Source organism: Kitasatospora sp. NPDC088160, from assembly GCF_044741445.1.
Taxonomy (GTDB): Bacteria; Actinomycetota; Actinomycetes; order Streptomycetales; family Streptomycetaceae; genus Kitasatospora.
The window spans coordinates 55,840-77,095 of sequence record NZ_JBIUSS010000034.1 but is presented as its reverse complement, the minus strand read 5'-3'; the positions used below and the strand labels follow the sequence as shown (position 1 = coordinate 77,095).

Annotated in this window: 18 protein-coding genes and 2 pseudogenes; 10 read left to right on the top strand and 10 right to left on the bottom strand. The window is 72.2% G+C overall.

The genetic code is table 11. From position 1 onward, the window contains the following. Window positions 1-338 precede the first annotated feature (338 nt). Window positions 339-1,627: pseudogene (locus ACIOGZ_RS37610) on the bottom strand (DUF3631 domain-containing protein). 14 nt (window positions 1,628-1,641) lie between these two features. Here ACIOGZ_RS37610 and ACIOGZ_RS37605 point away from each other — a divergent pair. Beyond that, a pseudogene (locus tag ACIOGZ_RS37605) lies at window positions 1,642-2,085 on the top strand (site-specific integrase); the annotation flags it as partial. A 207-nt stretch (window positions 2,086-2,292) separates the two neighbouring features. Here the strand turns inward: ACIOGZ_RS37605 and ychF are convergent. After that, entirely contained in the window at window positions 2,293-3,366 is a 1,074-nt protein-coding gene (gene ychF / locus ACIOGZ_RS37600; protein WP_400989230.1) for a redox-regulated ATPase YchF, read from the bottom strand. Between the two features lie 230 nt (window positions 3,367-3,596). On the opposite strand from ychF, the gene ACIOGZ_RS37595 reads away from it, so the two are divergent. Further along, window positions 3,597-4,256, top strand: coding sequence for a DUF6542 domain-containing protein (locus tag ACIOGZ_RS37595; protein WP_400989228.1), 660 nt, complete (start codon window positions 3,597-3,599; stop codon window positions 4,254-4,256). 22 nt (window positions 4,257-4,278) lie between these two features. On the opposite strand, the gene ppgK is transcribed toward ACIOGZ_RS37595, so the two are convergent. Next, window positions 4,279-5,025, bottom strand: a complete 747-nt coding sequence (gene ppgK, locus ACIOGZ_RS37590; protein WP_363585437.1) for a polyphosphate--glucose phosphotransferase — start codon at window positions 5,023-5,025, stop codon at window positions 4,279-4,281. Between the two features lie 167 nt (window positions 5,026-5,192). Continuing rightward, a complete protein-coding gene (locus tag ACIOGZ_RS37585; protein ID WP_363585438.1) occupies window positions 5,193-6,167 on the bottom strand; it encodes a 4-hydroxy-3-methylbut-2-enyl diphosphate reductase in 975 nt (324 codons plus the stop codon). A gap of 87 nt (window positions 6,168-6,254) precedes the next feature. Between ACIOGZ_RS37585 and ACIOGZ_RS37580 the strand changes: the two genes are divergently transcribed. Both ACIOGZ_RS37580 and xseA read left to right on the top strand, forming a co-directional pair. After that, on the top strand, window positions 6,255-7,619 hold the full coding sequence (locus tag ACIOGZ_RS37580) for an APC family permease (protein WP_363621370.1): 1,365 nt from the start codon (window positions 6,255-6,257) through the stop codon (window positions 7,617-7,619). A gap of 53 nt (window positions 7,620-7,672) precedes the next feature. After that, on the top strand, window positions 7,673-8,893 hold the full coding sequence (gene xseA / locus ACIOGZ_RS37575) for an exodeoxyribonuclease VII large subunit (RefSeq protein ID WP_400989226.1): 1,221 nt from the start codon (window positions 7,673-7,675) through the stop codon (window positions 8,891-8,893). A 69-nt stretch (window positions 8,894-8,962) separates the two neighbouring features. On the opposite strand, the gene ACIOGZ_RS37570 is transcribed toward xseA, so the two are convergent. Further along, window positions 8,963-9,457 (bottom strand): GNAT family N-acetyltransferase, encoded by a 495-nt coding sequence (locus ACIOGZ_RS37570; protein WP_363585441.1) that lies wholly within the window; start codon window positions 9,455-9,457, stop codon window positions 8,963-8,965. A gap of 163 nt (window positions 9,458-9,620) precedes the next feature. Here ACIOGZ_RS37570 and ACIOGZ_RS37565 point away from each other — a divergent pair, with 163 nt between their 5' ends. After that, entirely contained in the window at window positions 9,621-9,878 is a 258-nt protein-coding gene (locus tag ACIOGZ_RS37565) for an exodeoxyribonuclease VII small subunit (protein ID WP_363585442.1), read from the top strand. A 113-nt stretch (window positions 9,879-9,991) separates the two neighbouring features. Next, the gene (locus tag ACIOGZ_RS37560; RefSeq protein WP_363585443.1) at window positions 9,992-10,594 is read left to right on the top strand and encodes a malonic semialdehyde reductase; all 603 of its coding nucleotides are present in this window, start codon (window positions 9,992-9,994) and stop codon (window positions 10,592-10,594) included. Window positions 10,595-10,748: 154 nt separating this feature from the next. Here the strand turns inward: ACIOGZ_RS37560 and ACIOGZ_RS37555 are convergent, their stop codons facing one another. Beyond that, entirely contained in the window at window positions 10,749-11,264 is a 516-nt protein-coding gene (locus tag ACIOGZ_RS37555; protein ID WP_363621363.1) for a DUF4245 domain-containing protein, read from the bottom strand. A 236-nt stretch (window positions 11,265-11,500) separates the two neighbouring features. Here ACIOGZ_RS37555 and glpX point away from each other — a divergent pair, with 236 nt between their 5' ends. Beyond that, complete coding sequence (gene glpX / locus ACIOGZ_RS37550; protein WP_063347979.1) at window positions 11,501-12,541, top strand: class II fructose-bisphosphatase; 1,041 nt, start codon at window positions 11,501-11,503, stop codon at window positions 12,539-12,541. Window positions 12,542-12,628: 87 nt separating this feature from the next. Here glpX and ACIOGZ_RS37545 read toward each other — a convergent pair whose 3' ends face one another. Then, the gene (locus ACIOGZ_RS37545; protein WP_371522692.1) at window positions 12,629-13,012 is read right to left on the bottom strand and encodes a WhiB family transcriptional regulator; all 384 of its coding nucleotides are present in this window, start codon (window positions 13,010-13,012) and stop codon (window positions 12,629-12,631) included. 313 nt (window positions 13,013-13,325) lie between these two features. Beyond that, complete coding sequence (locus ACIOGZ_RS37540) at window positions 13,326-14,111, bottom strand: DUF1707 domain-containing protein (protein WP_363585444.1); 786 nt, start codon at window positions 14,109-14,111, stop codon at window positions 13,326-13,328. 145 nt (window positions 14,112-14,256) lie between these two features. Here ACIOGZ_RS37540 and ACIOGZ_RS37535 point away from each other — a divergent pair, with 145 nt between their 5' ends. Then, entirely contained in the window at window positions 14,257-15,924 is a 1,668-nt protein-coding gene (locus ACIOGZ_RS37535) for a fumarate hydratase (protein WP_063347981.1), read from the top strand. A 66-nt stretch (window positions 15,925-15,990) separates the two neighbouring features. Here the strand turns inward: ACIOGZ_RS37535 and ACIOGZ_RS37530 are convergent, their stop codons facing one another. Next, entirely contained in the window at window positions 15,991-16,749 is a 759-nt protein-coding gene (locus ACIOGZ_RS37530; RefSeq protein ID WP_363585445.1) for a GntR family transcriptional regulator, read from the bottom strand. A gap of 197 nt (window positions 16,750-16,946) precedes the next feature. Here ACIOGZ_RS37530 and ACIOGZ_RS37525 point away from each other — a divergent pair, with 197 nt between their 5' ends. Further along, window positions 16,947-17,165 carry a hypothetical protein gene (locus ACIOGZ_RS37525; protein ID WP_363585446.1) on the top strand — a complete coding sequence of 73 codons (219 nt, stop codon included), beginning with the start codon at window positions 16,947-16,949 and terminating at the stop codon, window positions 17,163-17,165. A 246-nt stretch (window positions 17,166-17,411) separates the two neighbouring features. On the opposite strand, the gene ACIOGZ_RS37520 is transcribed toward ACIOGZ_RS37525, so the two are convergent. After that, window positions 17,412-17,696, bottom strand: a complete 285-nt coding sequence (locus ACIOGZ_RS37520) for a hypothetical protein (RefSeq protein ID WP_363585447.1) — start codon at window positions 17,694-17,696, stop codon at window positions 17,412-17,414. Between the two features lie 215 nt (window positions 17,697-17,911). Here ACIOGZ_RS37520 and ACIOGZ_RS37515 point away from each other — a divergent pair, with 215 nt between their 5' ends. Next, window positions 17,912-20,887 carry an AfsR/SARP family transcriptional regulator gene (locus tag ACIOGZ_RS37515; protein ID WP_400989223.1) on the top strand — a complete coding sequence of 992 codons (2,976 nt, stop codon included), beginning with the start codon at window positions 17,912-17,914 and terminating at the stop codon, window positions 20,885-20,887. Window positions 20,888-21,256: the final 369 nt, after the last annotated feature.

The following is a 21,256-nucleotide window of genomic DNA, read 5'->3' as shown; positions in this document are numbered from 1 at the left end:
GGCTGGGTGGTGGACATACGAGCGTGTCCTTGCGGCGGAGGGGTGTTCGAGAGAAATCCGTCTTTGCCGTCTTGCCGTTGCATCCGCAGGCCAGGGCGGTACGACAAGGTCCAAGCGCGGCTTGGCCGATGGCGTCCGGTGCGGGAGCTCTTCCGTCTTGGGACGGTGAACCGTCCCAGCAGAAGGGCATTTGACCTGCACTTTTACGACAGGGACGGCTGGGACGGCACGAGACGGGTGTGCTTCCCGTCCCGGGCCCGGCCCGCCGCCCACACTCGGATCCGTGCGGCGGCGGGCCAGTGGCTGTCCTGTTCGGTCTGCCGTCTTGGCCTGACAGGTCAGCTCACGCCGCCGACCGGGGCGATCGGATAGACGGCAGGGCAGTACCGCCGCCAAGCGTCGGTGAACTTGTGCCGCATGTAGCCCTTGCGCTGTGTGCCGTCGCCGATGCGGACGTTGCCCAAGGAGATGCCGAACTCACGCAGCATCGAGCCGAGACCGCGCGGGGTCAGGCCACCTCGGCCCCACTCAGCCCACGGCGCCTCATGGTCGCCGTTGAGGGCAAGCAACAGCTGGTCGGTGGTGATGCTGTCGGGGTCGCCGGCCGCGTGGAAGGTCCGCCGGATGTCGGCCAGGATCTTGGCCCCGCCGGGGTTGTCCTCCTCGGCCTGCACCTCGGCGTCGACCATGCGCTTGCACGCCTGCCGGGCGAGCCTGGGCCAGGGGCCACCCGCCAGGTCGGCAACGATCACCAGAGGTTCTCAGGTGTCGGCGGCCCGATCCTCGACCGGCATGTCCGGTTCCAAGTGCAGAGCCCGTTCGGCGAGCGGCGCCGACCAGCGGGCGATCCGGTCCCGGATCTCGTGAACCCGGGCCTGTCGCGCTCAGAACGGTACGGCGAGACCGTCTCGCCCTCGGCACGCCTGCGCATCCGGATCACGATCGACCGGTCCATGATCGTGTCCGGCAGGTCGCCGATGCCGGCGATGGCCGCCATGGCGAAGGTGTGGAATCGGCCCGGGGTGTGATCCTTGCCAACGACCCGCAGCACGTACCGGTCGCGCTGGTGTCCGGCGTTGAGCAGACCGCGCATCTCCTCGTTCTTCTCCGCCACCTTCGGGCTGCCGAAGATCGTGTCCGCCTCGTCCACCAGCAGCGTCGGCGGGTTCTCGGTGATCGAGCGGAACACGGCAGCCGGAGACGAGTTCACCGTGAGGAGCGCCTGGTGGACGGTCTCGGTGAGCACGTCCAGCAGGCGCAATTTGCCGCACCGCTTCGCCGGGCCGACCACCGCCAGGCGCGGCGCGTGCTGCCACGACCTCTGCAGGTGCGTCGCTGCCCCCCACAGCGTGGTGGCGTCCAGCGCTTCCTCGGAGGGCAGGATCACGAACCGCGCGATCCGGGCCTTCAGCTGCGCGAGCAGTTCGGCACCCTCACTCGCCTCGGCGTCCGGAATCAGGTCGATCCCGTCCGGGACGGCAGGCCCCGCGGGTGCCACCCCTGCTGGCCGCCCACCAGCTGTAGACAACTCGGCCTCGTACCGCCGATCCGGCTGGCCCGGTATCGCGACAGGCGGCCACGACACATTCGGGGGTGCGTCATTGGACTGGGGAGACGTAGGGTTCAACGTGCACTCTCCGGCCGGGCGAGCTCTTCGGGCTCCAGCTCCGGCACGTCGACTTGCTGCACGCCACCGTCACCGTGGAACAGCAGGTCCAGCAGACGGCCAAGCACGGCGTCTACACCGGGCCGCCGAAAACCACCCGGTCCTACCGGACCGTTCCCCTCCCGAAGATGGCCGTCCAGGCGATAGCCGCGCACCTGCGGGACTTCCCGGTTACCGACCCCGAAGGCTGGCTCTTCACCGCTCCCGAGGGCGGCCCGGTCGTCTACACCAGCTTCATGGACGGCTCGTGGCGGCCCGCCTGCCAGCGGGCCGGCATACCGAAGGGCACCGGCCCGCACGCGCTCCGGCACCACTACGCGAGCCTGCTGATCAAGCACGGCGAGTCGGTGAAGACCGTCTCCGAGCGGCTCGGGCACACGAACGCCGCGATGACGCTGAACATCTACACCCACCTCTGACCCGACTCCGAGGAGCGGACCAGGGCCGCCGTCGACCGCGCGTACGCCGACGACGGCGGCGCGGACCGAGGCGACCTCCCGGGCACCGAAGCGGCGTAGCGAGCGCCAGTTGCGTTGGCCGGAGTTGGCAGCCTCGCGGACTCCCTACGGACCGAAAGGCCGCCCAACCCGCTCCGCCGCAGGTCAGACGGCCTTTCCGCAGTTCGACTAGACGTTGAAGCGGAACTCCACCACGTCGCCGTCCTGCATGATGTATTCCTTGCCCTCGATGCGGGCCTTGCCCTTGGAGCGGGCCTCGGCGATGGAGCCGGTCTCGACCAGGTCGGCGAAGGAGATCACCTCGGCCTTGATGAAGCCCTTCTGGAAGTCGGTGTGGATGACTCCGGCGGCCTCGGGGGCGGTGGCGCCCTTCTTGATGGTCCAGGCGCGGGTCTCCTTGGGGCCTGCGGTGAGGTAGGTCTGCAGGCCGAGGGTGTCGAAGCCGACCCGGGCGAGGGTGGCGAGGCCGGGCTCCTCCTGGCCCATCGACTGGAGCAGCTCCAGGGCCTCGGCGTCGTCGAGCTCGATCAGCTCGGACTCGATCTTGGCGTTGAGGAAGATCGCCTCGGCCGGGGCGACCAGCTCGCGCTGGACGTTCTTGAAGTCCTCGTCGGCCAGCTCGGCCTCGTCCACGTTGAAGACGTAGAGGAAGGGCTTCGCGGTCAGCAGGTGGAGGTCGCGGATCGGGGTGGTGTCGAAGCCGGCCTCGAAGAGGGTCTTGCCGGTCTCCAGGACCGCCTGAGCGGCCTCGGCGGCGGCCAGCACGGGGGCGGTCTCCTTCTTCAGGCGCGCCTCCTTCTGGAGCCGCGGCAGGACCTTCTCGACGGTCTGGAGGTCGGCCAGGATCAGCTCGGTGTGGATGGTCTCGATGTCGTCCTTGGGCGACACCTTGCCGTCCACGTGCACCACGTCCGGGTCGGTGAAGGCGCGCACGACCTGGCAGATCGCGTCCGACTCGCGGATGTTGGCGAGGAACTTGTTGCCCAGTCCCTCGCCCTCGCTGGCGCCGCGCACGATGCCGGCGATGTCGACGAAGTCGACGGTGGCCGGGAGGATCCGCTGGGAGCCGAAGATCTCGGCGAGCTTGGCCAGCCGCGCGTCCGGGACGCCGACGACGCCGACGTTCGGCTCGATGGTGGCGAACGGGTAGTTGGCCGCCAGCACGTCGTTCTTGGTCAGGGCGTTGAACAGGGTCGACTTGCCGACGTTCGGCAGGCCGACGATTCCGATCGTGAGCGACATGAAGCGCAGTCCCGTGGGCTTGGAGGAGTTGGGTCGGCACCGTGCGGGCCGACCCCCAAGTCTACGGGCAGCGCCTCACGCCCCGGTCGCCGCCGGGAGGGGCTCCAGGAACTCCGGCCGGCCGCCCGGGCGGCTGGGCCGGACAGGTCAGACCGGTGAACGACGATCACATCAGCACTCCGCCAGGAGACACGGGGCAAGACCTGAACGGTCCATTACACAGTGTGGCGATGATCGGACCGTACGTTGGGCGGGTGGAGCAGAGCATCCGTACCCAGCCGCCAGGGCCCAGACGCCGACCGCCGAACGGCGCGGCCGGGGCCGCCGTCCCCGGGCCCGGCCGGGCTCCCGAGACCGCCGGAGCCCCCGCCGCCGCCCCCGCCGCCCGGCTACGCCCGGTAGCCGGGCCGCCCGCCGCCACCACCGCCCGCCCGGCCACCCCCAGGCTGCGGTTGCGGCTGCCGCTGCGCGGACGCGCCGAGGCCCCGCTGTACGGGCGGCGCCGGACCGGACGGCCGACCCGGCTGACCGCCATCGGCACGGGCGTGGCCGCCGTGCTGGCGACCCTCGCCGTCGCGGGCCTGGACCGGCTGCTGTTCGACGGCCTCGGCTGGCTGTTCGGCCTCGGCTACCTGGCCGTCTGCTTCCAACTGGCCGTCCGGGTGCGCTACGTCGACCTGCTGGCCGCACCGATCAGCGGGCCGATCGCCTTCGCGCTGGCGCTGCTGCTGCTCGGGCCGGTCACCTCCTCGGGCGTCACCGCCCAGGTGGTGGCGCTGGCGACCGGGCTGGCGCTGCGGGCCAGCTGGCTGTTCTCCGGCACCGGGCTGGCCGCGCTGATCGTGCTCGCCCGGTTCGTGGCCCAGCGCCGGATCCAGCGCTCCCGCTGAGCGGCGCCTCGGGCGGGCGGCCTCAGCCCGCCGCCCGGGCCGCCGCCATGGCGGCGCCGACGATGCCCGCGTCGTTGCGCAGCTCGGCCGGCACCACCCGCGCCTCCCGCTCCCGTAGCAGCGGCAGGAACTTCTCGTGCTTGCGGCTCACCCCGCCGCCGATCACGACCAGCTGCGGCGAGAACAGCATCTCGACCAGGTCCAGGTACTCGTCGACCCGCCCGGCCCACTGCTCCCAGGTCAGCCCGTGCCGTTCCTTGGCGGCCGAGGAGGCCCGGCGCTCGGCGTCCTTGCCGCGCAGTTCCAGGTGGCCCAGCTCGGTGTTGGGCACCAGCACGCCGTCCACGAAGAGCGCGCTGCCGATGCCGGTGCCGAAGGTGAGCACCAGCACCACGCCCGACTGGTCGCGCCCGGCGCCGTGCACGGTCTCGGCGAGCCCGGCCGCGTCGGCGTCGTTGAGCACGGTCGCGGGCAGGTCGAGCGCCTCGCGGAACAGGCCCGCGGCGTCCAGGCCGATCCAGCCCTTGTCCACGTTGGCGGCGGTTCTGGTCCGGCCGCCGACCACCACGCCGGGGAAGGTGAGCCCGACCGGGCCCTGGTGGTCGAACTGGCGGACCACCTCGCGGACGGCGGCGACCACGGCCTCGGGGGCGGACGGCTGCGGGGTGAGCACCTTGTACCGCTCCTGGGCCAGCACGCCCCGGGCGAGGTCGACCGGGGCGCCCTTGATGCCCGAACCGCCGATGTCCACGCCGAATACCGCCGCCATCACGTCCACCCTCCGCCGGGGCCGCGGACCGCTTGTCCACAGCCTGTGCACAAAACTACGAGAGGGCACGGGTGGACGCACAGCAGAAAACCCGGCAACCCCGAGGGGGTGCCGGGCTCTGCGCGAAAGGACCCGGGAGCGGTCCGGGAGCGGTCCCGGGACCGGCCCTACAGCTTGCCCGCCGCCTCGGCGCGCAGGTCGCGGCGCAGCTCCTTGGGCAGCGAGAAGGTCAGGTGCTCCTCGGCGGTCTTGACCGTCTCGACCGTGTCGTAGCCGCGCGCGGCCAGCCACTCCAGCACGCCCTCGACCAGGATCTCCGGGACGGAGGCGCCGCTGGTCAGGCCGACCGTGCCGACGCCCTCCAGCCAGGCCTCCTGGAGCTCCTCGGCGAAGTCCACCAGGTGGGCGGCCTTGGCGCCGTACTCCAGGCCGACCTCGACCAGGCGGACGGAGTTGGAGGAGTTCTTGGAGCCGACCACGATCAGCAGGTCGGTCTCGGGGGCCATCTGCTTGACCGCGACCTGGCGGTTCTGGGTGGCGTAGCAGATGTCGTCGCTGGGCGGGCTGACCAGCGCCGGGAAGCGCTTCTTCAGCTCGCCGACGGTGGCCATGGTCTCGTCCACCGACAGGGTGGTCTGGGACAGCCAGACGACCCTGGACTCGTCCCGGACCCGCACGTTGGCGACGTCCTCGGCACCGTCCACCAGGTGGATCCGGTCCGGGGCCTCGCCCATCGTCCCGACGACCTCCTCGTGGCCCTCGTGGCCCACCAGCAGGATGTCGAAGCCCTCGTCGGCGAAGCGCACGGCCTCCTTGTGCACCTTGGTGACCAGCGGGCAGGTGGCGTCGATGGTGGCCAGCCGGCCGGCCTTCGCCTCGTCGTGGACGGACGGCGCGACGCCGTGCGCGGAGAAGACCACGATCGAGCCCTCGGGCACCTCCTCCGTCTCGTCGACGAAGATCGCGCCCTTCTTCTCCAGGGTCTGCACCACGTACTTGTTGTGGACGATCTGCTTGCGGACGTAGATGGGCGCCCCGTACTGCTCCAGGGCCTTCTCCACGGCGATCACGGCGCGGTCTACACCCGCGCAGTAGCCCCGGGGGGCGGCGAGCAGGACACGGCGCGGCGCGGTGTTGGACATGGCTCCATCGTACGGGCGGCGCCGAGCCGCGCCGACGGGAGGCGCTTTCCGGACAGACCCGGTCGCCGGTGCTCAAATGTGGTGTCTATGAGCTCTGCGAACGGGCAAACGGAACCGGGCGGCCTGCGCCGCAGCCTGAGCGTCCGCGACCTGATGGTCTACGGCCTGCTGTTCATCGCTCCGATGGCGCCGGTCGGCGTGTTCGGCGTCCTGGACGCCAGGAGCCACGGCGCCGTCGCCACCGTCTACCTGGCCGCGACCGTCGCGATGGGCTTCACCGCCTTCTCGTACGCCCAGATGGTGCGCGCGGTGCCGCAGACCGGCTCGGTGTTCGCCTACGCGCGGGCCGGGCTGGGCGAGGGGCCCGGGTTCATCGCCGGCTGGATGGCGATGCTCGACTACCTGCTGATCCCAGCGGTCGCCTACCTGTTCTCCGGGATCGCGCTGAACTCGCTGGTGCCCGGGGTCTCCCGCTGGGTCTGGACGGCGCTCGCGGTGGTGCTGACCACCGCGCTCAACCTGATCGGCGTACGGACGGCGGCCGTGGTCGGCTTCGCGGTGCTCGCCCTGGAGATCGCGGTGCTGGCGGTGTTCGTCGCCGCGGCCGTGGTGGCGCTGGTCCAGGGCGGCGCCCGGCGCGGCTGGGACACCCCGTTCACCGCCGTCGGCGCCTTCTCGCTGACCGCGGTGATCTCGGCCGTGTCCGTCGCGGTGCTCTCCTACCTGGGCTTCGACGCGATCGCCACCTTCGTCGAGGAAGCGGTCGGCGCCTCGGCGGCGGTGGCCCGGGCCGTGCTCTGGTGCCTGGCACTGGCCGGGGTGCTGTTCGTCGCCCAGACCTACCTGGCGGCGCTGCTGGAGCCGCTGGGCCCGCAGCAGCTGGCGGCCGACCCGGCGGCGCAGGGCTCGGCCTTCTACGACACGGTGGAGAGCGGGGTCGGGCACTGGCTGCACGTCCTGGTGGCGGCCAGCAAGGCGATCGGCGCGGCCTTCGCGGCGCTGGCCGGGCAGGCGGCGGCCGGGCGGCTGGTCTACGCGATGGGCCGGGAGGGGCGGCTGCCGCGCGTCCTCGGCACGGTCGACCCGGCCACCGCGGTGCCGCGCCGGGCGCTGCTGGCGGCCGCGGTGATCACGCTGGCCGCGGCGGTCTGGGCGGCCGACCGGGACGACGGGCTGGACCAGCTGACCTCGGTGGTCAACGTCGGCGCGCTGACCGCCTTCGCGCTGCTGCACGCCTCGGTGATCGGCTGGTACACGGTGCGGCACGGCTCCCGGGACCGGGTGCGGCACCTGCTCGTCCCGGCCCTGGGGATCGCGGTGATCGCGGCGGTGGTCTACGAGGCCTCGACGACCGCGCAGCTCGTCGGGCTGATCTGGCTGGCGGTCGGGCTGGTGGTGCTGGGCGTCCAGGGCTCCCCCACTCCGGGCGGCCCTGTCGGCGGGCGCCGCTAGCCTCGTGCACACGGCCGGCACCAGCTCCCCGGACAGGCCCTAACCTCGTACGCATGGCCAACACCAGCTCCCCCGAAGCCCCGATCCCGGTCGGCAAGGTCTCCGCGCTGATCGGCGGCTGGATCGACCGGCTCGGCGCGGTCTGGGTGGAGGGGCAGATCACCCAGCTCAGCCGCCGGCCGGGGGCGGGCGTGGTGTTCCTGACCCTGCGCGACCCGCAGGCGGACGTGTCGCTCACGGTGACCTGCTTCCGCTCGGTGTTCGACCAGGTCGCGGAGGTGGTGCAGGAGGGCGCGCGGGTCGTCGTGCACGCCAAGCCGGAGTGGTACGCGGCGCGCGGGCAGCTGTCGCTGCGGGCCTCGGAGATCCGGCCGGTCGGGCTGGGCGAGCTGCTGGCCCGGCTGGAGCAGCTGAAGCGGCGGCTCGCCGGGGAGGGCCTGTTCGCGGCCGAGCGCAAGCGCCCGCTGCCGTTCCTGCCGCAGTGCGTCGGGCTGGTCACCGGGCGCGGCTCGGCGGCCGAGCGGGACGTGCTGGAGAACGCCCGGCGGCGCTGGCCGGCCGTCCGCTTCGAGGTGCGCAACGTCCCGGTGCAGGGGGTCAGCGCGGTGGAGCGGGTGAGCGCGGCCGTCCGGGAGCTGGACGAGCACCCCGAGGTGGACGTGATCATCGTGGCCCGCGGCGGCGGCAGCGTCGAGGACCTGCTGCCGTTCTCGGACGAGGGGCTGGTGCGGCTGGTCGCGGCCGCCCGTACGCCGGTGGTCAGCGCGATCGGCCACGAGCCGGACCAGCCGCTGCTGGACTTCGTCGCCGACCTGCGCGCCTCCACCCCGACCGACGCCGCCAAACGGGTGGTTCCGGACGTCGGCGAGGAGCTGGCCAAGGTCCGCCTGCTGCGGGACCGTGCCCGGCGGCACGTCCTCGGCCGGGTCGAGCGCGAGCAGCACGGGCTGGACGGCGTGCGCAGCCGCCCCGCGCTGGCCGCTCCGCACCGGATGCTGGACGGGCGCGGCCAGGAGGTCACCGCGCTGCTGGAGCGGGCCCGGCGCACCCTGCGGCACCGGCTGGACCACGCGCAGAGCGACCTCGGGCACACCCTCGCCCGGGTGGTCGCGCTGTCCCCGGCGGCCACCCTGGAGCGCGGCTACGCGGTGCTCCAGCGGACGGACGGCACGGTGGTGACCGACCCGGCGCAGGTCACGGTCGGCGAGGGGCTGCGCGCCCGGGTCGCGGGCGGGGCCTTCGACGTCGCGGTGGCGGACGACCAGGGCTCGTAGGAACGCCCGGCGTCGCGGTGGCGGACGGCCAGGGCTCGTAGGAACGCCCGGCGTCACGGTGGACGACGGTCAGGCCTCGTAGGAGCGCTGCCGGGAGAGTGCGCGGGAGTGCTCGCCGAAGCCGAGGCTGCGGTAGAGCGCCTCGCCGCCACTGCTGGCGTGCAGGTCGATCCGGCCGACCCGCTGGTCGTCGAACCAGTCCAGCAGCGCCTCGGTGCAGGCCCGGGCGTAGCCGCGCAGCCGGTGGCCGGGGTCGGTGCAGATGTTGAAGACGAAGCCGAACCGGCCGTCCGGGTTTCCCGGCGCGGGCAGCCGGTGCTCCAGCGTGCCGACCGCGCAGGCGGCGAGCCGGCCGGGCCGCCGCGGGTCGTCCACCACGAAGGACGGCATGGTCAGTTCCCCGGCCGGGGCGGCGAGGCGCTCGCGCAGTATCCGCTCGGCGGTGGCCTGCCAGGGCCCCGGCCCGGTCAGGCCGGCCATGCTGGGCATCGCCTCGAACATCAGGTTGCGCAGCCGGACGAGCTCGGAGGCGTCGGCCGGGGCGGCGGGTCGGACCGTGATCATGCGGCGGAGGGTAGCGCCGCCGGCCGGCCGGTTGCATCCGATTTCGCCGCTGCCTCCACCGCTGCCTTCGCCCGCCGCCTTCGCCCTGCCGCTTTCACCCCGCCACGGCCGTTGTGTCGGTGCTGCGCGGGCTCTGTCGGCTCCAGCCCCTACGCTGGCACGCATGGCAGAGCAGCAGGAGCAGCAGGACGCGGCGGCACCGACCCCGGACGACGCGCTGGGCTACGAGCACGCCCGGGACGCGCTGCTGGAGGTGGTCCGGCAGCTGGAGAACGGCGGGACGTCGCTGGAGGAGTCGCTGGCGCTGTGGGAGCGCGGCGAGCAGCTGGCGAAGGTGTGCCAGCGCTGGCTGGACGGCGCCCGGGCCCGGCTGGACGCGGCGCTGGCCGCCGAGGAGGACGGGGCCGCGGGCGGGCAGTGACGCGGCTCACAGTAGGCCGGGGAATCGTTGAAACTTCATCCATGTTGAGATGGTCTGACCGGCCACGGCCGGTCAATCCGACGAACCCCCTCCCGCATGAGGTGCAGACAAGCATGACCACCGACGCCCTGGTACTCGACGCCGCCGCTCAGGACCTGCTGTTCCGCGAGGCCCGCACCGCGAACACCTTCACCGACGAGCCGGTGACCGAGGAGCAGGTCCAGGCCATCTACGAGCTGGTCAAGTACGGCCCGACCGCCTTCAACCAGCAGCCGCTGCGCGTCGTCCTGGTCCGCTCGACCGAGGGCCGCGAGCGCCTCGTCCAGCACCTGGCGGACGGCAACAAGGCCAAGACCAGCACCGCCCCGCTGGTCGCCATCCTCGCCGCGGACAACGAGTTCCACGAGGAGCTGCCGACCCAGTTCCCGCACTTCCCGCAGGCCAAGGACGTGTTCTTCTCCGAGCGCACCGTCCGCGAGCGCTCCGCCTCGCTGAACGGCGCGCTGCAGGCCGCCTACTTCATCATCGGCGTGCGCGCCGCCGGCCTGGCCGCCGGCCCGATGACCGGCTACGACGCCGAGGGCATCAACAAGGAGTTCTTCGGCGACGGCGAGCACTCGGTGCTGGCCGTGGTCAACATCGGCAAGCCGGGCGACGACGCGTGGTTCCCGCGCTCGCCGCGCCTGGAGTACGACCAGGTCGTCACCACGGTCTGATCCGCCGCACGCGCGAGGGCCCGCACCGGTTCGTCCGGTGCGGGCCCTCTCCGTATGCGCACGGGGGCGTTCGGGGTCGTACGGGCGCGTCCGCGGGGCGTTCGCGGGGGCGTACGGAGCCGTTCCCCCCCGGGGGTGACCCGGGGGGCACGGGCTACTTGAGCGCCTGGGCCAGCTCGGCCAGTTCCTCGTAGGAGGCGGTGCCGGTGAGCACGGTGGTCGCGTCACCGGTCTGCACGGTCAGGGCGCGGGACTTCTCGCCCTGCACCCGCTCCCAGGTGCGCCCGGCGACCTCCGAGGTGCCGTCCGGCTTGCCGCCCGCGATCTTGTCGGCCAGCAGCGCGTCGCGCGGGACGTCGCTCTGCTCGACCGCCGCGTACTGGCCGGACGGCGTGACGAAGCCCAGGTGCCAGGCGTTGCCCTTGCCCTTGCTGATCGCGGCCGGCTGGTAGCCGACGGAGGTGGCCCGCCACCGGTCGGACAGCCCGTCCGGGGAGAGCAGCGGGTACGGCGCGCCGCGCTTCGCGGAGGCCGCCGCCACCTTGTACTCGACCACGTGCACCGGGTCGCTGTTCGCGTCGTGCGGAAGGAACAGGTACCCGATCCAGACCACGGCGCCGACCGCCAGCATCGACAGGACCATGTCCCGTACGGTCTCCCGGCCCCTCATGCGTTTGCTCTCTCCAGCCACCCCCACATGGTGACTCATCCCTACGGCGGTACGGCCACCCGGGGTGCCCGCGTACGGGTGAAGCGGGACGAACCGACCTGGTCGGGCGCCGGGTGGCGACCCGCGCCACAGACAGTCATCTCATAGGCAGATACGATCGCAGGACCCTCACCACGGCGTTCGACCAGGCAGTAGTCGGGCGCTTACTGGCCGTCGCGTACAGAGAGGTAACGACGATGACCACGCAGTACCCGAACCACCTTCCCAGCGCCCTGGAGGTCGCGCCCGAGGCTCCGGACCGGAACCTCGCGCTCGAACTCGTCCGGGTCACCGAGGCGGCCGCGATGGCCGCCGGCCGGTGGGTCGGCCGTGGCGACAAGAACGGCGCGGACGGCGCCGCCGTCAAGGCGATGCGCACCCTCGTCTCGACCGTCTCGATGAACGGCGTGGTCGTCATCGGGGAGGGCGAGAAGGACGAAGCCCCGATGCTCTACAACGGCGAGCGGGTCGGCGACGGCACCGGCGCCGAGTGCGACGTCGCGGTCGACCCGGTCGACGGCACCACGCTCACCGCCAAGGGCATGAACAACGCCGTCGCCGTCCTGGCCGTCGCCGACCGCGGCACCATGTTCGACCCCAGCGCCGTGTTCTACATGGACAAGCTGGTGGCCGGCCCCGAGGCCGCCGAGTTCGTCGACATCACCGCCCCCGCGGCCGTCAACATCCGCCGGGTCGCCAAGGCCAAGGGCAGCGCCGTCGAGGACGTCACCGTCGTCGTCCTCGACCGCCCGCGCCACGACGGCCTGGTCCGGGAGATCCGCGAAGCGGGCGCCCGGATCAAGTTCATCTCCGACGGCGACGTGGCCGGCGCCATCATGGCCGCCCGCGAGGGCACCGGCGTCGACCTGCTGATGGGCATCGGCGGCACCCCCGAGGGCATCATCGCGGCCTGCGCCATGAAGTGCATGGGCGGCGTCATCCAGGGCCGGCTGTGGCCCAAGGACGACGCCGAGCGGCAGAAGGCCCTCGACGCAGGCCACGACCTGGACCGGGTGCTCACCACCGACGACCTGGTCAGCGGCGAGAACGTGTTCTTCGTCGCCACCGGCATCACCGACGGCGAGCTGCTGCGCGGCGTGCACTACCGCCAGGAGACCGCCACCACCAGCTCGCTGGTGATGCGCTCCAAGAGCGGCACGATCCGCGAGATCAACTCCGTCCACAAGCTGTCGAAGCTGCGGGCCTACAGCGCGATCGACTTCGACCGCGCCAACTGACACCGGGCGACCGCACCCGCGGCCTCGGCGGAATCCCCCTCCGCCGAGGCCGCGGCGCGTCCGGCCCGGGGCGCACCAGGAGCCCCGTCAGCCCGCTATCCGCCGCTGCCCCGCGACCACCCGGGTCGCCTCGCGCAGCTCCGACTCCCGGCGGCGGCGACGGGCCAGCACCACCCGGCGCTCGGCGGCCGTCAGCCCGCCCCAGACCCCGTACGGCTCCGGCTGCGCCAGCGCGTGCTCGCGGCACTCCAGCAGCACCGGACACCGGGCGCACACCTGCTTCGCCTGCTCCTCGCGCGACAGCCGGGCCGCCGTCGGCTCCTTCGAGGGCGCGAAGAACAGCCCCACCTCGTCCCGCCGGCAGGCCGCGCCGGTGTGCCAGGGGCTGTCCTCGCCCGAGGACGCGCCCTGGGCGGCGGTCTGGGGGCCCTGGCCGCCCGGGGGGTGCGGCTGCGGACTGCGCTCCAGCAACTGCGCGGCGGCGACGGGCGAGGTGGTGCGGGACTCGATCGGATGCAGCACGGCCGTACTCCTGACGAGACTCTCGGACACGGGGAAGCTCGCTCCCCTGCCCGGCTGCGAGCCCCCGCTGTCCAACCCCGAGTCGGCCGCTGGGCCGCCTCCGGTGCGCAGCCGTACAAGAAGCGATGTGCGGAAGGAACTACCCCGCCCGCCCGCGATTCATGCACACTGCACGCAATCGACTACGGAGCGCACCGGAGACAACGCGGAACGCCCGGCCGGGAGTTGATCCCCGGCCGGGCGTTCGACCCGCCAACCCCGACTACTCGGTGCCGAGTTGCTTGCGCACCCACTCCTTGAGCTTCTTGCCCCGGCGCGGCTTGGCCTCGCAACCGCCGAACACCGCGACGCCCTTGACCCGGACCACCGGCGCGTACGGGTCCGCCGCCGTCTGCTCCTTGACGTCGAATCCGCCGAAGATGCCGACGCCGCCGCCGTGCAGGCTCACGTTCTCCGGCACCCGGATCTCGACGCCGCCGAACAGCGCCGTCACCTCGATCTCCACCTCGGGCGACTCGAAGACGGCGTCGGTCAGGTCGATCTCCACCCCGCCGAACGCCGCGAACGCCTTCAGGTGCGACCCCACCCGCCAGCGGCCCTTGCGGGACGAGCCGCCGAAGATCGCCACCATCGACGGCGACTCCTGGCGGGCGGGCGGCAGCGCCGGCGTCACCGCCCGCGGCGCCGGGGCCTCCAGCGGCGGCTTCTCGAACGACAGCGGCCGGTGGCCCGGCAGGTCCCTGGTCAGCGGCACCAGATCGCCGAAGGTCTTGGCGGCGTACGCGGCCCCGATCCGGTCCGCGTGCTCGTCCGCGTCCAGCCGGCCCTCGGCGTAGGCGTCACGCAGCAGCTCCGCGATCCGCTCGCGGTCGGCGTCCGACACCCGCATCTCCGCCTGCGCCACCGGGGCGTGCGACGGCTGGGTCTGCTGCTCCGGCAGCGGCCGGAGTTGCGGCTGCGGCTCGGGCCGGCTCTCGGGCTTGGTCATCGGTACGGGCGCCGGCACGGACGGCTGCCCCGGATCGTCCTGCGACGGCGAGTTGTCCACGGCCCAAGACTAGTCGCTCGTACGTGCGGCCGAGTGAGCCCGGTCACGCAGGCTGCCCTGTCCGCGTGCGACGCGGAGCCGGGTCCTACCCTTGAGGGTGCTTCGCCGACGCAGCCGGACCACTGGAAACCTAAGGACCGCCCCCATGGCTCCCACGCCAGACTTCGAGTACAGCGACCTGCTCCCCCTGGGCGCTGACCCGACCCCGTACCGCAAGCTGACCTCCGAGGGTGTCTCCACCTTCGAGGCCGGCGGTCGCACCTTCCTCCAGGTCGAGCCCGAGGCGCTGCGGCTGCTCACCGCCGAGGCGATGCACGACATCTCGCACTACCTGCGCCCCGCCCACCTCGCCCAGCTGCGCCGCATCCTGGACGACCCGGAGGCCAGCCCGAACGACCGCTTCGTCGCGCTCGACCTGCTGAAGAACGTCAACATCTCGGCCGGCGGCATCCTGCCGATGTGCCAGGACACCGGCACCGCCATCGTCATGGGCAAGCGCGGCCAGAACGTGCTCACCGAGGGCGGCGACGAGTCGGCCATCGCGCGCGGCGTCTTCGACGCGTACACCAAGCTCAACCTGCGCTACTCCCAGATGGCCCCGGTGACCATGTGGGACGAGAAGAACACCGGCAACAACCTGCCGGCCCAGATCGAGCTGTACGCCACCGACGGCGGCGCGTACAAGTTCCTCTTCATGGCCAAGGGCGGCGGCTCCGCCAACAAGTCGTACCTGTACCAGGAGACCAAGGCCATCCTGAACGAGGCGAGCATGCTCTCGTTCCTGGAGCAGAAGATCCGCTCCCTCGGCACCGCCGCCTGCCCGCCGTACCACCTGGCGATCGTGATCGGCGGCACCAGCGCCGAGTTCGCGCTCAAGACCGCCAAGTACGCGTCCGCGCACTACCTGGACAACCTGCCGACCTCCGGCGACGCCAAGACCGGCCACGGCTTCCGCGACCTGGAGCTGGAGGCGAAGGTCACCGAGCTGACCCAGAAGATCGGCATCGGCGCCCAGTTCGGCGGCAAGTACTTCTGCCACGACGTGCGGGTCGTCCGCCTGCCGCGCCACGGCGCCTCGCTGCCGGTCGCCATGGCCGTCTCCTGCTCCGCCGACCGCCAGGCGCTCGGCAAGATCACCGCCGAGGGCGTCTTCCTGGAGCAGTTGGAGACCGATCCGGCCAAGTACCTGCCGGACACCACCGACGAGCACCTGGACGACGACGTCGTGCGCGTCGACCTCGACCAGCCGATGTCCGCGATCCGCGCCGAGCTGTCCAAGTACCCGGTCAAGACCCGGCTCTCGCTCACCGGCACCCTGGTCGTCGCCCGCGACATCGCCCACGCCAAGATCAAGGAGCGCCTGGACGCCGGCGAGGGCATGCCCAAGTACCTCCAGGACCACCCCGTCTACTACGCCGGCCCGGCCAAGACCCCCGAGGGCTACGCCTCCGGCTCCTTCGGCCCCACCACCGCCGGCCGGATGGACTCCTACGTCGACCAGTTCCAGGCCGCCGGCGGCTCCATGGTCATGCTCGCCAAGGGCAACCGCAGCAAGCAGGTCACCGACGCCTGCGCCGCCCACGGCGGCTTCTACCTCGGCTCCATCGGCGGCCCCGCCGCCCGTCTCGCCCAGGACTGCATCAAGAAGGTCGAGGTCCTGGAGTACGCCGAGCTCGGCATGGAGGCCGTCTGGCGCATCGAGGTCGAGGACTTCCCGGCCTTCATCGTGGTCGACGACAAGGGCAACGACTTCTTCCGCGAGACCACCGAGGGCCCGCTGATCACCAGCCTCCGGGTCCGCTCCAAGGAGTAGCCGCGCCGCGTTCGTCAACCGCCCCGGCCGCGTCCGTCGCGACCGGGGCGGCCGCGTTGCGCGTGCTCACGCGTCGAAGTCGTACTCCAGGACGTAGGAGGCGGCGTCGAGGATCATCTCGTTGAGCTCGACGACCTGGCCGTCGTCGGCGAAGGCGGTGCGGCAGATCAGGATGACCGGGGTGCCCGCCGACAGCTCCAGGCGGGCGGCCTCGTCCGCGCCGGGCATCCGGGAGCGGACCTCCTCGCGGAAGTGGACGGGCTTCGCGCCGATCTCGGCCAGCCGGGCGTAGGTGCCGCCCGGGCCGGTGTCCTCGCGGGTGATGGCCGTACCGGCGACCAGGCCGGCCGGCAGGTAGGAGGTCGACAGCAGCACCGGCTTGCCGTCCAGCACGAAGCGGCGGTGCCGTACGCACATCGACGCGCCCGGATCCACTCCCAGCACCCGGGCGACGTGCTCCGGCGCGCCCCGTTCGGTGACGGACACCTGGTCGACCACCAGCAGGCGGTTGTCGATGTCCGCCGACCATATGGACCGGCCCGAGCCCCACTGCCCCTGCGCCAGCCGCTGGATCCCGCGCCGGCGCAGCGGCCGGAAGTCCCGGACGAAGACCCCCGCTCCCCGGCGCGCCTCGGCGATGCCCTCGCTCTGCAGCACGCCGAGCGCCTGGCGGGCGGTCATCCGGGCCACGCCGTACTCGTCCATGAGGTCGTTCTCGCCCGGCAGCCGGTCACCCGCGCGGTACCGGCCGTCGTCGATGGCCGCCTTCAGCGTGTCGGCGATCCGTTGGTACTTGGGCTGTTTGTCGCCACTGCTGCCGGTCATCGCCGCTCCCTCTCCCTCGGACAAATCGTAGGCGCGCCCACGGCCGACGGTAAGCCGATACGACCATTGACATCTCTAGAGATATTAGCTTCTCTAGAGATGCTGGGTAGTCGCCGAGCACCACACACACGGACAGCGACCAGGGCGCGGCCCCCACCCGGCGCCGCACCCGCACCAGAACAGCGAGGAGCAGTGCGGTGAGCACCCGTCAGCGCGACTCCGCGGCCTACCGGCCGCACGTGGGTGAACTCGTCCTCGACCGGAGGACCGGACGCACCGGCATCTACATGGACACCATCGGCGGGGAGCACTACCTGCGCCCCGAGGGCGGCGGCCGCGAATGGACCGCCGAACCCGGACGGGTCTCGCCCGTTCCCAGGCCCCGCGATTCAGCCGAATACGATCTTCCGCGCTAATTGCGGCAAAAAGCACGCAAACAGCAACATTCCCACCCGCAATCCCCCCGAGTGAATCCGGAATTCCGGAACGCCCCGCACCCACCGTCGGGCACGTTACGGATATCACCGGTCACCATGAGTGCATCACGGGCGGGATTCGGCCACCGGGCGGGCACCGGTGCCGAATGGAGCACGCCCAAAACCCACAGCGCCCCCGTGCCCGGACCGGGACACGGGGGGCACGGGGCCTTCGGCCGGACCGGCTTACGGGTGGCCGGAGATCATGCCTTCCGGCTCGTACCGCTTGCCCGGCCCGCCCGTGGCCGGCGCGACGGGCTCCACCACGTGCGCGGCCTCGTCCCCGAACAGGTCGTTCTCTATCGCCGCCTTCTGCGCGTCGGACGGCGCGGTGTACTCGGTCGTGTTCGAGGACGCGGCCACCGCGCCCTCGACAGCCTCGCCCGCCTCCACAGCGACGGCCGGGACATCCGTCGTCGCCGCGTTCTCGGGCGCCGAAGCCACCGGGGTCTCGCTCTGGTCGTTGGCCATTGGGCGGCCGCCTTTCGGTCATCAAATGTGTCTCGCCCGACCTCCGTGGCACGGGCGTGCGGACAGTATCGTAGGGTTGATTAAATGTCCGATAAACATCGCGCGGCTTGCGCTGCCGCCCGGCAGAGTCGGGCGTCCGCCTAAGCTGAAGCACCACGGCGGACCGCCGAGCGCCCTTTCACGGAATCGACACCACAGGCCATCGGGGGACTTTCATGGAGTTTCGGGAGACGCCGCAGACCCCTGCGCTGCGCTTCCAAGTCCTCGGTCCGGTCCAGGCCTGGCTCGACGGCAAGCCCCTTTCCCTCGGATCTCCCCAGCAACAGGCAGTTCTGACCACCCTTCTGCTGCATTCCGGACGCCCGGTCACCACGCAGGACCTGGTCGACGCACTCTGGGGCGAGCGGCACCCGGCCCAGGCGGTGGCGGCACTGCGCACCTACGTCTCCCGCCTGCGCTCCGTCATCGAGCCCCGGCGGGAGGTGCGCCGGCCCTCCGAACTGCTGATCTCGGTCGCCGACGGCTACGCGCTGCGCATCCCCGGCGAGGCCCTCGACCTGACGGTCTTCGAACGGCTCTGCGCCGAGGCCGCGTCCGCCCGGGCCTCGGGCGACAAGCACGAGGCGCACCGGCTGCTGGCGCGGGCGCTGGACCTGTTCAGCGGCCGGCCGCTCACCGGCATCCCCGGCCCCTACGCCGACACCCAGCGGCTGCGGCTCGCCGAACGGCAGGTGGCCGCCGCCGAGGAGCTGTGCGCCGTCGCCCTCGACATCGGCCTGCACGCCGAGATCGTCGGCGAGCTGAACGGCCTGACGGCCGAACACCCGCTGCGCGAGCGCCTGAGCGAGCTGCTGATGCTGGCGCTGTACCGCTGCGGGCGCCAGGCCGAGGCGCTCGGCGTCTACACCGACACCCGCAAGCTGCTGATCGAGGAGCTCGGGGTCGAACCCGGAGCCGGCCTGTCCGCGATGCACGCCCGCATCCTGGCGGCGGACCCGACACTCGCCCTCCCGGCCGTACCCACCCCGGCGAGCCGTGAGGACGGTCCGGCCGCTCCCCCGGCGCCCGCCCAACTCCCGGCCGACGTATCGGACTTCAGCGGCCGAACCGACCTGGTGAGCGACCTCTCGACGGTCCTGATGAACGCCACCGGCCAGGCCGTGGTGGTGACTTCGCTGGCCGGTATCGGCGGGGTCGGGAAGACCACCCTCGCCGTCCACGTCGCCCACCGCGTCCGCGGCGAGTTCCCGGACGGGCAGCTGTACGTCGACCTGCGCGGCGCCGGCACCTCGCCGGCCGACCCGGTGGCCGTCCTGGGCGACTTCCTGCACGCGCTCGGCGTCACCGACAGCCCCGACTCGCTCGAACAGCGCGCCGCCCTCTACCGGTCGCTGCTCGCCAGCCGGCGGATGCTCATCCTGCTCGACAACGCGCGCGACGCCGAGCAGATCCGACCGCTGATCCCCGGCGTCTCCGGCTGCGCCGTGCTCGCCACCAGCCGCTCCCGGCTGGCCGGCATCCCGGGTGCACAGTTGTTCGACGTCGAGGAGCTGACCCCGAACGAAGCGCTGGCGCTGTTCTCGGCCATCGTCGGCGAGCAGCGGGTCGCCGCCGAACCGGAGGCGGCCATGCAGGTGGTCACCGCCTGCGGGTTCCTGCCGCTCGCCGTCCGCATCGCCGCCGCCCGGCTGGCCAGCCGTCCGCGCTGGAGCGTCTCCGACCTGGCCAGACGGTTAGCCGACCAGCGGCGGCGACTGGACGAACTCCAGCTCGGCAACCTCGCCGTGGAGACCACCATCGGACTCGGCTACGGGCAGCTCTCGACGGACGAGGCCCGTGCCTTTCGGCTGCTCGCCCTGATCGACTCCCCGGACATCCCGCTGCCCGCCGCCGCGGCGCTGCTCGGCGCGAACGAGTACACCGCCGAGGACCTCGCCGAGGCGCTGGTCGAGGCGAACATGCTGGAGTGCTTCACCCCCGGCCGCTACCGCTACCACGACCTGCTCCGGCTCTACGCCCAACGGCAGAACGAGCGGATCGGGGACACCACGGAGCAGGAGCGGGCGGTGCTGCGCCTGCTCGACCTGCTGATCCCGACCGTCCGCAACGCGGCCCAGGTGATCGAGCCCGACGACCAGCTCCCGGAACCGCTCAACCCCCTGGGCTCGTCAGGCCTGGATCTGCCGACGAGCCGGGACGCCCGGCAGTGGCTGCGGACGGAGATCACCTTCCTGCTCAGCGCCGTCGAGGCGGCCGTGCGAGGACCGGACTTCGTGCTGCGCCCGGCCGTCGACCTGCTGATCGTCCTGAACAGCCTGGTCAGGGATCCCACGCACGGCTCGCGGATGCGCCGGTTCCTGGTGACCGCCGAGCGCAACGCCGCCGCCTACGGAGACGCTGCCGCCCTGGCCCGGGTGCACTTCGCCTTCGGCACGCTGCAGTCGATCACCAATGACTTCCAGGGCGCCGAACAGTCGCTCCGCAAGAGCCTGACCCTCCAGCGCTCCGACGACATGACGATCCTGCGGTCGGCGGCGAGCAACGACCTGGGGATCATCCTCAGCCTGACGAACCGCCCCGCCGAAGCCATCCCGCTCTTCGAGCAGGCCCTCGGCATCAGCCGGGTGGTCCGCGTTCCGATCAACGAGGCTCGGCTGCTCGGCAACATGGCGCGGGCACAGCTCAAGCTGGGCGACACCGAGACCGCTGTCCGCTCGGTCATCGAGGCGGTGGCGACGGCCCGGACGTCGAGGAACGGTCCCTGCCTCGCCGACACCCTGTACCAGACCGGTGTGGTGCTCGCCTCCACCGACGAGCCGAGGGCGGCGGTGGGCTACCTGCGAGAGGCTCACCAGCTGTTCCAGGCCCAGCAGAATCCGCTCTGGGAGGGCTACACCCTCGCCCGCCTGGCCTCCGCCCTGCTCGCCGCCGGACAACACGCCGAGGCGGCCGAAGCGGCCGACGAGTCGCTCGTGATCGCCCAGGAACTGGACTCCGCCTACTGCCAGGGCCTCGCGAACGCCACCCTCGGCGAGTCGCTGCTCGCCCTGGCCCAGCCGGCCCGCGGACTCGCCTGCCTGCGCGAGGCGCACGCGATCTTCACGCGGCTCGGTGTGCCGGAGGCCTCCCCCGTGGCGGACCTCATCTCCCAACAGCACACCGAGCCTCCCCCATCTTCCCCAGCGCCGTAGGTCTCCGCCCCCCGGCAGAGCCCCTACCCCCGTTGTGCGCGTCGGCGCCCCCGCAGCCCCCCGGCTGCGGGAGCGCCCTCAACGCTTCCCCGGCGCTGGACTCCACTCTGCACCCCGGCGATTGACGTTCGATAAACGCCCGACGGCCGGCCCTCGCCCCGGCGAAACCGCAGGTCAGCCGTTCCACCACGGCGCGCCATGCGGCGCGCGGAGCCCGCGCGCACCACCCCCGCCCGCACCGTCGTGCTTCCGCAACCCCGTCCACACCGGCCCAAGCATGACGAGTTGGCTGGAAAGGGACCCCATGGCGCAGAGATCACGCATATTCTCAGATGCCAGTACACACACGAGTGTCTGCCGGCAACGTGT